This is a genomic window from Bradyrhizobium sp. JR4.3 (assembly GCF_040547695.1).
Taxonomy (GTDB): domain Bacteria; phylum Pseudomonadota; class Alphaproteobacteria; order Rhizobiales; family Xanthobacteraceae; genus Bradyrhizobium; species Bradyrhizobium canariense.
Genome location: NZ_JBEPQF010000030.1, coordinates 42529 through 55794 on the forward strand (window position 1 = coordinate 42529; position 13266 = coordinate 55794).

At 63.8% G+C, this 13266-nt stretch carries 12 protein-coding genes; 11 read left to right on the plus strand and 1 reads right to left on the minus strand.

All coding sequences use genetic code 11. The annotated features are described in order from the left end of the window. The first annotated feature begins 106 nt into the window (after positions 1 to 106). Positions 107 to 925: an ABC transporter ATP-binding protein gene (locus tag ABIB91_RS32670; RefSeq protein WP_354170634.1), complete on the plus strand. Its 819-nt coding sequence runs from the start codon at positions 107 to 109 to the stop codon at positions 923 to 925. Then, a complete protein-coding gene (locus tag ABIB91_RS32675; RefSeq protein WP_007601005.1) occupies positions 925 to 1710 on the plus strand; it encodes an ABC transporter permease in 786 nt (261 codons plus the stop codon). Before ABIB91_RS32670 ends, ABIB91_RS32675 begins: the two co-directional genes overlap by 1 nt. Before the next feature lie 44 nt (positions 1711 to 1754). Here the strand turns inward: ABIB91_RS32675 and ABIB91_RS32680 are convergent, their stop codons facing one another. After that, positions 1755 to 2204, minus strand: coding sequence for a cupin domain-containing protein (locus ABIB91_RS32680; protein WP_247288096.1), 450 nt, complete (start codon positions 2202 to 2204; stop codon positions 1755 to 1757). 137 nt (positions 2205 to 2341) lie between these two features. Here ABIB91_RS32680 and ABIB91_RS32685 point away from each other — a divergent pair, with 137 nt between their 5' ends. The 9 genes from ABIB91_RS32685 (at position 2342) to ABIB91_RS32725 (ending at position 13236) form a co-directional block, all read left to right on the plus strand. Continuing rightward, positions 2342 to 3367 carry an ABC transporter substrate-binding protein gene (locus tag ABIB91_RS32685; protein ID WP_354170636.1) on the plus strand — a complete coding sequence of 342 codons (1026 nt, stop codon included), beginning with the start codon at positions 2342 to 2344 and terminating at the stop codon, positions 3365 to 3367. Between the two features lie 29 nt (positions 3368 to 3396). Beyond that, positions 3397 to 4101: an NUDIX hydrolase gene (locus tag ABIB91_RS32690; RefSeq protein WP_354170638.1), complete on the plus strand. Its 705-nt coding sequence runs from the start codon at positions 3397 to 3399 to the stop codon at positions 4099 to 4101. 95 nt (positions 4102 to 4196) lie between these two features. After that, positions 4197 to 5519, plus strand: coding sequence for an ABC transporter substrate-binding protein (locus ABIB91_RS32695; protein WP_354170640.1), 1323 nt, complete (start codon positions 4197 to 4199; stop codon positions 5517 to 5519). A 31-nt stretch (positions 5520 to 5550) separates the two neighbouring features. Beyond that, the gene (locus tag ABIB91_RS32700; RefSeq protein ID WP_354170642.1) at positions 5551 to 6318 is read left to right on the plus strand and encodes an ABC transporter ATP-binding protein; all 768 of its coding nucleotides are present in this window, start codon (positions 5551 to 5553) and stop codon (positions 6316 to 6318) included. A 3-nt stretch (positions 6319 to 6321) separates the two neighbouring features. After that, positions 6322 to 7026: an ABC transporter ATP-binding protein gene (locus ABIB91_RS32705; protein WP_354170644.1), complete on the plus strand. Its 705-nt coding sequence runs from the start codon at positions 6322 to 6324 to the stop codon at positions 7024 to 7026. A 13-nt stretch (positions 7027 to 7039) separates the two neighbouring features. Beyond that, positions 7040 to 7921: a branched-chain amino acid ABC transporter permease gene (locus tag ABIB91_RS32710; protein WP_027519515.1), complete on the plus strand. Its 882-nt coding sequence runs from the start codon at positions 7040 to 7042 to the stop codon at positions 7919 to 7921. Then, positions 7918 to 8937 carry a branched-chain amino acid ABC transporter permease gene (locus ABIB91_RS32715; RefSeq protein WP_354170647.1) on the plus strand — a complete coding sequence of 340 codons (1020 nt, stop codon included), beginning with the start codon at positions 7918 to 7920 and terminating at the stop codon, positions 8935 to 8937. The genes ABIB91_RS32710 and ABIB91_RS32715 overlap by 4 nt, the downstream gene beginning before the upstream one ends. Beyond that, complete coding sequence (locus tag ABIB91_RS32720; protein WP_354170649.1) at positions 8897 to 9856, plus strand: polyphosphate kinase 2 family protein; 960 nt, start codon at positions 8897 to 8899, stop codon at positions 9854 to 9856. The genes ABIB91_RS32715 and ABIB91_RS32720 overlap by 41 nt, the downstream gene beginning before the upstream one ends. Positions 9857 to 10905: 1049 nt before the next feature. Then, entirely contained in the window at positions 10906 to 13236 is a 2331-nt protein-coding gene (locus ABIB91_RS32725; protein WP_354170651.1) for a mechanosensitive ion channel domain-containing protein, read from the plus strand. Positions 13237 to 13266 lie beyond the last annotated feature (30 nt).

Sequence of the window (13266 nt, forward strand, 5' to 3'; positions counted from 1 at the left end):
TGGAGGAGGGAGGGGATGACAACGCCCATGCGTAGCACGCTTGGCGGCTTGATTGAACTTGGCCGCGCGAGCGGCTAAGGCATCGGGCCAAGTTCGGAGGGAACACATGATAACGCCTACGGCAGTGGCGCTGGACGACGCCAAGGTCGCGTTCCAGCTAGGGGACGGGCGGGTCTATACGGCGGTGGAGAAGGCGCATCTGACGGTCGCGCAGGGCGAGTTCGTCGCCATCGTCGGCCCGACCGGCTGCGGGAAATCGACCCTGCTCAACGTCGCGGCCGGGCTGCTCAAGCCGGCTGCCGGGAGCGTCAAAATATTCGACCAGCCGCTCGCCGGGCTGAACCGGGATGCCGGCTATCTGTTCCAGGCCGATGCGCTGTTCCCCTGGAAGACCACGCTCGACAATGTCGCGATCGGGCTCGAAGTCAGCGGCACGCCGCGTAGCGAGGCACTCCCGCGGGCGCAGAAATGGCTGACCTCGGTCGGCTTGGGCGCCTTCGCCAACCGCTATCCTCACATGCTCTCCGGCGGTCAGCGCAAGCGCGTGGCGCTGGCGCAGGTGCTGATCCGCGATCCAAAGATCCTGCTGATGGACGAGCCGTTCGGTCCGCTGGACGCGCAGACCCGGCAGGTGATGGGCAACCTGCTGCTCGACCTCTGGAACGCCGACCGCAAGGCCGTGCTGTTCGTCACCCATGATCTGGAAGAGGCGATCGCGCTCGCCGACCGCGTCGTGATCATGTCGGCGGGGCCGTCCTCCCGCATCATCGGCGACTGGCGCGTGAGCCTGCCGCGCCCGCGCGACATTTTCGAAGTGCGGCTGGACAAGGAATTCCATGCGCTTCATCGCGAGATCTGGAGCGTGCTCAAGGACGAGGTCATGAAGGGCTATGCGCAGTCCACCCAAGCGGCGGAGGCGGTGTGATGTCGCGCGTCACTCTCCTTGCGCTGCAAGTGCTGGTCGCGGTGGTCTGCCTCGCGCTGTGGCAATTACTCTCGACCGTGCCCGTGTTCGGCAAGATCCTGCTGCCGCCGTTCTTCTTTTCCAACCCGGTCGATGTCTTCGCCCAGATCGTCAAATGGTTCTCGTCCGGTGTGATCTGGAAGCATCTCGGCATCACGCTGACGGAATCGATCCTGGCCTTCGTGATCGGATCGGCCGGCGGCGTGCTGATCGGCTTCTGGTTCGCGCGCCAGCCGCTGGTCGCCGCGGTGTTCGATCCCTACGTCAAGATGGTCAACGCACTGCCGCGGGTGGTGCTGGCGCCGATCTTCGCGCTGTGGCTTGGGCTGGGCATCTGGTCCAAGGTCGCGCTCGGCGTCACGCTGGTGTTCTTTATCGTGTTCTTCAACGTCTATCAGGGCGTCAAGGAGGTCAGCCGTACCGTGCTCGATAACGGCCGCATGCTCGGCATGAGCGAGCGGCAGCTGATGCAGCACGTCTATTGGCCCTCGGCGCTGTCGTGGATGTTCTCCTCGCTGCACACGTCGGTGGGCTTTGCCGTGGTCGGTGCGGTCGTCGGCGAATATCTTGGATCGGCGGCGGGGCTCGGCTATCTCATCCAGCAGGCTGAAGGCATCTTCGACGTCGCCGGGGTGTTCGCCGGCATGTTCGTGCTGTCGGCCTTCGTCATCCTGATCGACTTTGGGGTGACATTGGTGGAGCGGAGGCTGCTGGTCTGGCGGCCGACCGTGGACGGGCGCGGCTAGGCCGAAAGGGGCCCGCGCGTCGCGCGAGCCCGGATCGCGAAAGTTCAATCCAGCAACTTGGTGTCGTCGGGCGCCTGCGGCGGCGTCTTGATCGCGATCGCCTTGACCTGTCCGCTGATCGGTTTGGTGCCGCCATGCGGCGTCCCCTTCGGGATGATGACGAGGTCGCCCGGCTTCACCGTGACTTCCTTGTCGCCGAACCAGATCGTGCCGGTGCCCTCCAGAATGTACTGGATCTCGTTGGTGTTGGGATGCATGTGCTTGGGCACATTGCCGACCTGGATCGAGATGGTGGCGCCGTCGGCACTCGCGAACATCTTGGAACGGAAGCCGACGGCGTTGGCGTTTCCGAGCGCGTCGCCCTCCATCTCGCCGGTGTGGATGATCTGCGGAGTGATGTTTTCCGCAGCCAGCGCCGGCCGCAGCAGGTGGGTTGCGCCGCACCCGGCGGCAAAAGCGGTGGCGATCGACAGTCCGATTGCAAGGCGATTCATGGATGATCCTCCCCATCAAGAATTGTTCTTGTGGGCTCATGCTATTGCGCCGAAAGGCCGATGGCCAGCGCCTTCGGTCCTGCTTCTCAAGCCAGCCCCGCTGCTCTATGGTGCCGCCAGCCGAACGGAGGAAACCAATGAAGAACACGATAGCCAGGCTCGCGGGCGCGCTGCTCGCGCTGACGCTCACCACCGGTCTTGCCGCGGCGCAAAGCAAGGTCACCATCGCGATCGGCGGCGGCTCGTGCCTGTGCTATTTGCCGACGGTGCTGGCAAGACAGCTCGGCGAATACGACAAGGCCGGTCTCAATGTCGAGCTCGTGGACCTCAAGGGCGGCTCGGACGCGCTCAAGGCCGTGCTCGGCGGCAGCGCCGACGTGGTCTCCGGCTATTTCGACCATTGCGTCAACCTCGCGGCCAAGAAGCAGGAGCTTCAGGCGTTCGTCGTCTATGACCGCTATCCCGGTCTTGTGCTGGTGGTTTCGCCGTCGCACACGAACGAGATCAAGTCGATTAAGGATCTTGCCGGCAAGAAGGTCGGCGTCAGCGCGCCCGGCTCCTCCACTGACTTCTTCCTGAAGTATATGCTGAAGAAGAACGGGGTCGATCCCGCCAGCACCGCCGTGATCGGCGTCGGCCTCGGTGCCACAGCGGTCGTCGCCATGGAGCAGGGCCAGATCGACGCGGCCGTGATGCTCGATCCGTCCGTGACCGTGCTCCAGGGCAGCCACAAGGATCTGCGCATCCTCTCGGACACCCGCACGCAAAAGGATACGCTCGAGACGTTCGGCGGCGAATATCCGGGCGGCGCGCTGTACTCGACCGCGGCCTGGGTCGCCGGCCACGAGAAGGAGACGCAGGCGCTCACCAACGCGATCCTGGGCACGCTCGCCTGGATCCACTCGCACTCGCCCGAGGAGATCATGGCGAAGATGCCGGAGGAGACGGTGGGCAAGAACAAGGACCTCTATCTCGCGGCACTCAAGAACACGATTCCGATGTACTCCGAGACCGGCAAGATGGATCCGAAGGGCGCTGACGCCGTGCTCGCGGTGTTCAGCGTCGGATCGCCCGAGGTCGCGAGCGCCAAGATCGACGTCAGCAAGACCTTCACCAACAAGTATGTCGAGCAGGCCAAGAAGACCACGGGGAGCGCCAAATAACTGACGCGAAGTCTCGGTAACCAGGCGTCATGACGTCACCGATCATCCATCGCGTCACGACGCTTGATCTTGCCGTGCGGCCGATCGTCTGGCCGTTCGCGGAGGAGCGGCGTGACGAGATCGCGGCGCATTTCGCCGAGAAGCAGCGCGAGCGACCAAAACTCTGGAACGGTGGCGTCCTGCTCGGGCGCGATGCAATGTTCGCCGACGGCCATCTCTCTACGACCTATTTCGAGACGGATTTCGCGAGCTTCCTCGCCTGGCGCGACTGGGGCTTTCCCGACAAGGCCGTGTTCAACGGCTTTGGCATGGGCGCGCTGCTCACCTCCGACGGCGCCTTCGTCATGGGCGAGATGGCGCAGCACACCGCCAATGCAGGCCGGATCTATTTCCCGTCGGGCACGCCCGATCTCGGCGACGTCAGGGGTGACACGCTGGACATTCCCGGCAGTGTGATCCGCGAACTCGAGGAAGAGACCGGCCTGACCGCGGCCGACTATCGGATCGAGCCCGACTGGCATTGCGTCGTCACTGGCCCAACGATTGCGATGCTGCAAATTATCAACCTGGACATGCCGGGTGATGTGGCGCGTGCGCGGATCGAAGCCAATCTTGCGGCCGAGGCCGAGCCAGAGCTGTCGGCTATCCATCTCGTGCGCGGGATGAGTGATCTCACGCCGTCCATGCCGCGATTTGTCACGGCTTTTGTCGAGCAGCAGTTCGCGTCGCGCTGATGCGCGAGGCTTGACATCGCTGCGCCCAGCCCATGTGATGGGTAAAAATACAAAACCAAAAAGAATGCAATGCACAATCGTCTAGGGAGGTTCTGATGCGCGTGCGCATGGCTGCCCGTTTGGTGCGTGGGCTGTTGGTCGCGATATCAGCGACGGGCTTGGCGCTGTCCGCCCAGGCCCAGGATCAAGGCAAAGAGAAGAAGATCAAGATCGGCGTCGTTTTCGATCTGACCGGGCCTCTCGCCGGCGGCGGCTCCGAACTCGGCTATATCGGGGCAAAGATCGTTCTCGACCATTTCGCCAAGACCGGCGTCGAGGGTTACAAGATCGAAGCAGTCTATGCCGATGCGCAGAGCAAGCCCGACATCGCGATCAACGAATCCGTCCGCCTGCTCGAGCAGGAAAAGGTCGACATGGTGCTCGGCTTCTTCTCCTCGGCTCAATGCGTGCCGGTCGCCGCTCGCGTCGAGCAGCTCAAGAAGTTCATGTGGATGACGACCTGCATCTCGTCGGCCGTGTTCAACGAGAAGGGTTATAAATACGTCTTCCGCCCGCAGGCGAGCGGCGATCAATTCGGCATGATGACGATGGATTTCATCGCGCAGAACGCCAAGGCGAAGTTCGACAAGGAGCCGAAGGATCTGCGCGTCGCCATCATTCACGAAGACGGCGCTTATGGCGTCGACGTGTCCAGGGGCAACGAGGCCGGCGCGAAGAAGGCGGGCTTCAACGTCGTGATGAAGGAGGGTTATTCGGCCACCGCGCCTGACCTCTCCGCGCTGGTGACCAAGCTGAAGCGCGCCAAGCCCGACGTCATTTTCCACACCGGCTACAACCCTGATATCACGCTGTTGCTGCGTCAGGCGCGCGAGCAGGGGCTGAAGTTCGGCGCGCTGATGGGACACGGTGCGGGTTACGGCGTCTACGAGAAGCTGAAGGAAGGCATGGGCACGGATGCCACCTACATCTTCAACACCGACCCGATCTCGATCTGGCTTGCCAACCAGAAGACCATGGATCCCAAGCTCCCGCCCGTGATCAAGATGGTCGGCGAGGAGTTCGACAAGATCCGGCCCGGCGTCGCCATCCGCTCGGCGCATGTAGGCATCGGTGCGTCCAACACGTATGTGTTCATGAATGACGTGCTGCCGCGCGCAATCAAGAAATATGGCGGGGTTGATCCGGATGCGCTGCGCAAGGCTGCGCTCGATACCGATATCCCCGAGGGCGGCACCATGCTCGGCTTCGGCGTCAAGTTTTACGGCGAGGGCACGCCGATGGCCGGGCAGAACGAGCGCTCGTTCCCGGTCGTGATCCAGTACATTGACGACAAGTCCTCCGTGGTGTGGCCCAAGAGCCAGGCGCAGCGCGAGGCCGTGCTGCCGTTGCCGAAGGGCACCACCTACAGCAACCAGTAGAGCAAATAAGCGAAGCAAGGAGAGAGGGACGGTGCTGGAAGTCAGCGGGCTGGTGAAGCGGTTTGGCGGCTTCACCGCCGTCAACAATGTGTCCTTCAAGGTCGATCAGGGCGAGATCCTCGGCCTGATCGGCCCCAACGGCTCGGGCAAGAGCACGATCTTCAATATGCTCTCGGGCACGCTGGCGCCAACGTCCGGTTCGATCCTGTTCGGCGGCTCCGAGATCGCAGGCCTTCCGCCGCACCGGATCATCAACACCGGTATCGGTCGCACCTTCCAGATTCCGCGGCCATTCCGCCGCTTGACGATCTTCGAGAACGTCGCGCTCGCCGGATTCTACGGCCAGGGCCGCCACAGCCGTGCCAGGGCCGAGGAGGCGGCCGAGCGATCGCTGGCGATGGTCGGCTTGCCGACCGATCGCCATGCCAGTGTCGATGGCCTCGGCGCAGCCGGTCTGAAAAAGCTCGAACTGGCGAAAGCGCTCGCCACCGCGCCAAAACTTCTGCTGGCCGATGAGAGCCTCGGCGGCCTCGACGAGGCCGAGATGGGTCAGGCGGCCGACATGCTGCGCAACATCCGCGACGAACTCGGCATCACCATCATCTGGGTCGAGCACATCATGGGCGTGCTGATGCGCGTCGTCGATCGCGTCATGGTGCTCGATCACGGCGAGAAGATCTCGGAAGGGTTGCCGAGTGCCGTTGCCGGCGATCCCCGTGTGATCGAGGTCTATCTCGGCACCGATGCCGAGACCACGCAAGCCGCGGCCGCCGCAGCGCGCCGCCGCGCGGGAGGGTAGCCGATGCTGGAGCTCCGCGGCGTCAATGCCGGCTACGGCACCTTCCAGGCACTGTTCGACGTCGATCTCGACGTGAGGGCGGGTGAGGCCGTCGGCGTTATCGGGCCCAACGGGGCCGGCAAGACCACCCTGATGCGTGTCATCTCCGGGCTGATCCGCCCCTCGCGCGGGTCGATCAGAATGGAAGCCGTCGACGTCGTGGCCACGCCGCCACACAAGATCGTCAGCCTCGGGATCGCGCATGTGCCGGAGAACCGGCGGCTGTTTCCGCAGCTGTCGGTCGATGACAATCTCAAGATGGGGGCGTTCATGAAGGAGGCGCGCAGCCATTATGCCGAGCGGCTGGACGTGGTGTTCGACCTGTTTCCGCGCCTGAAGGAGCGTCGCCACCAGATGGCCGGCACCATGTCCGGCGGCGAGCAGCAGATGTGCGCGATCGGCCGGGCGCTGATGTCGAATCCAAAGCTGCTGCTGCTCGACGAGCCGTCGGCGGGGCTCGCGCCGGTCGTGGTGCAGCAGGTGTTCGAGCTGGTGAAGCGGATCCGCGCCAGCGGGCTGACCGTGCTGATCGTCGAGCAGAATGTGCAGCAGGTGCTGCGGGTGGTCGATCGTGCCTATCTGATCGAGGCGGGCACGATCAGGTCCTCGGGCACCTCGGCCGAGATGCTGGCGAGCGACACGGTCAAGGAAGCGTATCTCGGGGTGTGAGGTTCATGCGGGCATGCAAGCATTTCTGGACATTTTCGACATCTACCTGCTGGAGGCCGTGATCAACGGCATCCTGCTCGGCGGCGTGCTGGCGCTGCTTGCGCTCGGGCTCAATTTGATTTTCGGCGTCATCGACGTGACCTGGATCTGCTACGCAGAGCTGGTGATGATCGGCATGTACGCCATGTACTTCCTGGTGCAGTATTACGGCATCAGCTATTTCCTCGCCGCGCCGCTCACTATCCTGCTGGTCGCGTTGCTCGGCGCGGCGCTGCATTACCTCGTGATCGCGCCGCTGCTCACGGCGCCGCCGATCAACCAGTTGCTCGCGACCGGCGGGGTGCTGTTCGTGCTGCAGAGCTTTGCCACCGTTGCCTTCGGCATCGACTTCCGCAACCTCGGCATCCGCCTGCCGGTGCTCGCTTTCGGCGACATGAATTTCAGCTACGCACGACTTCTGTCCTTCCTGGCCGCGCTGGTCGGCATGGTCGCGGTCTATCTGTTCATGACGCGGACTTTCACCGGCACCGCGATCCGGGCGATCTCGCAGGACCGGCAGATCATGGCTCTGATGGGCGTCGATACCAAGCGCATCTATCTCATTACATCCGCGATCGGCGGTGGGCTGGCCGGGCTCGCCGCCTGCCTGTTGGTTCTGCAATATGACGTGCATCCCTTCGTCGGCCTGTCGTTCGGGCCGATCACCTTTCTGATCTGCGTGCTCGGGGGCTTGGGCAATTTCATCGGCGGCTTCATCGCCGCCTTCGTGTTCGCCGAGATCATCTCGCTCGGCGGCCTGTTCTCCGATCTCGAATGGGGCTACGTGCTCGCCTTCGCCTTCTTCATCGTCATGATGTTCATCCGGCCCGCGGGCCTGCTCGCGAGGCGCCGATGATGGGGCGGGGACGGCTTGCAGCTTGGGGTATCGGATTGGCGGCGCTGGTCGCGCTGCCTTTCGTCTATCGCGATCCCTATCATCTGCACATCATGGTGCTGATCCTGATCTGGTCGTTCGCCTATACGTCATGGTCGATGATGGGGCGGTTCGGCCTGGTCTCGCTCGGCCATGGCGGGTTCATGGGCATCGGCGCCTATGTCACGGCGCTGCTCTGGAATCACCTGGGATGGTCGCCCTGGATCGGCATTCCCGTCAGCATGGCCGCGGCCGGCGCGCTGGCGCTGATCGTCGGCTATCCCTGTTTCCGCTTCCGCATCACCGGGCACTATTTCGTGCTGGTGACGCTGGCGCTCTCCGGCATCGTGCTCCAGGTCATCACGGCGACGCGCGATTACACCGGCGGGTCGCTCGGCTACACGCCGAACCGGGCCGCCGGCAACAAGCTCTGGTCGCTGCAATTCGACGACAAGATCACCTGGTACCTGATCGCGCTCGGGGTCTGGCTGTTCGGCATCGTGGTCTGGCACTGGGTCGACCGCAGCATGGCCCGCTATGCGCTGGAGGCGATTTCGGAGGACGAGGACGCCGCGGCCGCCGCCGGCGTCGACGTGACCGCGGAGAAGCTGAAGATCACGCTGCTCAGCGCGCTGATGACGGCCTTGGCCGGCGCGCTCTACTGCCAGTACCAGATGTTCATCACGCCAGACACCGTCAGCGGCATCGCGGTGTCGCTCCAGATGGTGTTCGCGGCCATCGTCGGCGGCCTGTTCGTCTCGCTCGGCCCGACCTTCGGCGCTATCATCACGATTATGCTGGCCGAGACCCTGCGCATCGGCTTCGGCACCAAGGCGGTCGGCTGGGACAATCTCGTCTACGGCGTGCTGCTGGTGCTTTTCATCATATTCCTTCCGAAGGGCATCCTTGGTAGCTTGCTCGATCGATTGAAGCCGCAACGCAAGGTGCCCCGCGCTCATGAGCAAGAAGCCGTCCAAATCGCTCGCCCAGGAACTTGACCGCTACATCACGCCATTCCGCTACGACGGTTCGGGCAAGTTTCATCTCAAGGACCACAAGACCGACGAGAAGGGCGATCTCGACAAGGAGAAGGCGCAGGAGCTTCTCGACGCCAACAAGAAGCGGCTGATTGCGTTTCAGGAGAAGCTCTACGCCCAGGACCGCTGGTCGGTGCTGATCGTGTTCCAGGCGATGGACGCTGGCGGCAAGGATTCTGCGATCAAGGCGATCTTCGAGGGCATCAATCCGCAGGGCTGCGCAGTCAGTGCCTTCAAGGCGCCGAGCAGCAGAGAGCTCGACCACGACTTCCTCTGGCGCCACGCGGTCGCGCTGCCGGAGCGCGGCCATATCGGCATCTTCAACCGCTCCCATTACGAGGAATGCCTGGTGACGCGGGTGCACCCGGAGATACTCGCCAAGGAGAAGCTGCCGCCAAAGCTCGTCACCAAGAGCATCTGGAAGGAGCGGTTCGAGGACATCTCTGCGTGGGAGCGCTATCTCTGTCGCAACGGCACCGTGGTGCTGAAATTCTTCCTCAACCTGTCCAAGGACGAGCAGCGCGAGCGCTTCCTCGACCGGCTGGAGGAGCCGGCCAAGCAATGGAAGTTCTCGATGGACGACATCAAGGAGCGCGCGCTGTGGCCGCGCTACCAGGCGGTCTATCAGGACATCGTCCGGCACACGGCAACGCCGCATGCGCCGTGGTATGTCGTGCCGGCCGATCACAAATGGTTCGCCCGCGTCGTGATCGGGTCGGCCATCGTCGCGGCGCTCGAAAAGCTCGATCTGCGCTTCCCCCGCGCCGACAAGGCCTCGCTGGGCGAATTCGAGGAGGTGCGCAAGGCGCTGGAGAAGGAGGAGAACGAGGAGAAGGCGGGCAAGAAACAAAAAACGCGAAAACAACCCCATGCACAGTAGCGGGGACAGCGAAATCAATGACTTGAAGGCCAGCGCGAGCGCCTGCGGATTTAACGAAATCGTTGACACGTCGGGCAAAACAGGAGCATGATGTCATCATCCCCAAACCCTCAGTACCCGCGCGCCATCCCGTAGCAGACGCGCTCCACATTGGCGGGAAGGGCGGTTCTTGCAATCCGCCGACTTCTCGTATTTCGCTGCAGCGAATCCCTCGCAGGTGAGATGGAACGCGCCCTCAAATGTGATTTGCGCACCATTGATCTTGCTTGACAGTCTTGCGTCACGGGAGGACCATCCCAATGGTCGCAAACAAGCGACGCGCAACGTCCACATCAAGAGCAAGGGGAGGTCTATGACACCACCTCCGCAGAACCAGCCGCGTTAAGTGCGATGGAGCTCGTTCGGACTATCGCATAGCGGCAGAAACGCGAACGGCACGCCGGGCCAAGGTCTAGTGGGCTGCATCAGTGTGGCATGGCCCCTACCTGCCCGGCGCTGTATTCTGCATCACATCGATTGCATCACAGCGATCATGTCGGATGGCCGTGACGAGGCCGCCGCGCTTTTGACATCCTGCTTCTCTCCTCCTCCTCATCGCGTCATTCCGGGCCGACTCCCGGAATGACGCAGGGCGATCGCATATCAGGGCGATCGCACATGACGTCTCGGCGGCGCCTGAGCGAGCGGCTCGTCCTTCGAGACGACCGCTTCGCGGCCTCCTCAGGATGAGGCTCAACTGCATCCATCTGCATTGAAATGCTGCCGCATACGCATCCCCTCATCCTGAGGGCCCGCCGCAGGCGGGCGTCTCGAAGGATGGCCGCAGCCGAGCTTCCAGCCGCGTGCCCGCATTCCAATCGCTGCACGTCCCGCCTTGAAATCGTGGTTCCCGCTTCCTGCACCGCGGCAAATGCCAAGAGAATGTCGCCTCATTGGCCAACTTCCGACACAGCGCCCGGGCGAATAGCGTCGATCCGACATGATGCATGTGCTTCGGCGGTGACGGTCCCGACGTCGCCGTCGCATTCATTTCTCCCAGGGAATCCCTCGTGTCGCATAAGCTTGTCTCCGCGCTTCTCGCCGCGCTCTTGATCGCGATCTCGTCTCTCTCCAGCGTCCGCGCCGCGCCGCCTGCGCCGGCGGCAGATCGCGCTGCCGCGTTGTCGCCCGATGAGGCCAAGCGCGCGCTGGAGACGCTGCAGGACGACAAGAAGCGCGCGCAGATGATCGACACGCTGCGCGCGATTGCCAATGTGTCCGGTGCACAGCAGCCCGCGCCCGAGCCAAAATCGCCGATCCCGCTCGCGGCCGACGGCCTCGGTGCGCAGCTCATGCTCACTGTGTCCGAGGAGATCGGCGAAATTTCGCGAGACGTCGCCGATATGGCCAGGACACTCACGCACTTCCCGGCGTTCTACTACTGGATCGTGCGGACCGCGAACGATCCCGCGGCCTACAATCTCCTGATCGAGATTGGTTGGAAGCTCGCGCTGGTGTTCGGCTGCGCCTTCTGCGCCGAATGGGTGATGTTCCGTCTGATCCGCCGCCCCGTCGCGTTCCTGGAAGGGCGCATGCCGCAAACGGCGCGTCTGCCGGTGCAGGTGTTGCCCATTACCGATCCGCCGTCATCGGTCGCCGATGTCACCCCGGCTCCCGAACTGCACATGCGCCGCCACAGCCTGGCGCGGGCCTGGCAAATCATGCTGCGGCTGCCGCTCGTGCTGGGACGCTTCCTGCTCGAGCTGCTTCCCGTGTTGGTCTTTGTCGGGGTCGCCACGGCGCTGCTCGGCACCGAGATCGGCGAGCCCACCACCGTCCGCCTCGTGATCCTCGCCGTCGTCAACGCCTATGCGTTCTCGCGCGGGCTCATCTGTGTGGTCCGTGTGCTGGCGGGACCGTTCGGCTTGTTTCCGGTCAAGGCCGAAACCGCCGCCTATATCGAGATCTGGGCGCGCCGTATCGTCGGTGTCGGCGTCTCCGGCATCGCCTTTGCGAATGTGGCGCTGCTGCTCGGCCTGCATCGCGGCGGCTATGCCGCGCTCCTGCGCATGGTGATGCTGGTCGTGCATCTCTTCATCGTCGTGATCATCCTGCAATGCCGCCGCCAGGTCGCCGAAGCCATCCGCGCGCCGGCCGACCGGCAGGGGATCGCGGCGGGACTGCGCAACCGCATCGCGGGCGGCTGGCACTATCTCGCCATCGCGCTCGACCTTGCGCTGTGGGCCGTGTGGGCGCTGAACATTCGCAATGGCTATTCGTTGCTGCTGCAATATTTCGTCGGCACCATCGCGGTGGCGCTGATCACGCGTGTCGCCATCATGCTGACGCTGGGCCTGATCGACCGCGGCTTCCGCATCAAGCCGGAGATCCTCCAGCGCTTTCCAGGCCTCGAGATCCGCGCCAACCGCTACCTGCCGCTGCTGCGCAAGATCGTATCCGGCGTGATCGCCTTCATCGGCCTGGTGGCCGTGCTCGAAGTCTGGGGCGTCGACGCCATCGTCTGGTTCTATGGCGGCCAGATCGGCAGCAGGTTGATCTCGGCGGTGGTGACGATCGGACTTGCCGTATTCATTGCAGCGGCGATCTGGGAAGCCAGCAACGCGCTGCTGGACCGCCAGATCAATACGCTGTCGCGCGACGGGCACTATGCCCGCGCCGCGCGGCTGCGGACCTTTCAGCCGATGCTGCGGACGGCTTTGCTGTGCGTGATCGCCACCGTCGTCGGCCTCACGGCGCTCAGCGAGATCGGCGTCAATGTCGCGCCGCTGCTGGCGGGCGCCGGCATCGTCGGCATCGCCATCGGCTTCGGCTCGCAGAAGCTGGTGCAGGATCTCATCACCGGGCTGTTCCTGCTGCTGGAAAACACGGTCCAGGTCGGCGACAGCGTCAGCGTGTCCGGCCTATCGGGCGTCGTCGAGAACGTCTCGATCCGCACGATCAGGCTCCGGGCCGGCGACGGTGCCGTGCACATCGTGCCGTTCAGCGCGGTCACCACCATCACCAATGCCAGCCGTGGCGCCGGCAATGCGTCCGTCAGCGTCAATGTCGCCTACAAGGAAGACACCGACCGCGCCGGCCAGATCCTCAAGGATATCGTCGACGAGATGCGCCGCGAGGTCGAATTCCGCAGCCTGATCCGCGGCGATCTCGAGCTCTGGGGTATCGACAAGGTCGACGGCGCCATGGTGTCGATCGTCGGCCAGATCCGTTGCACCGAGGCCGGCCGCTGGCCGGTGCAGCGCGAATTCAACCGCCGCATGAAGCAGCGTTTCCAGCACAACGGCATCGAGGTCGCATCCGCCACCCAGACCATCCTGATGCACATCGCGCCGCCGGCTGACAGCGCCGCTCATCTGACGCCGCGTCGAGCGGCAGGATAGTCGCTCGGTAAACTTACCGCTTGCCTTGGT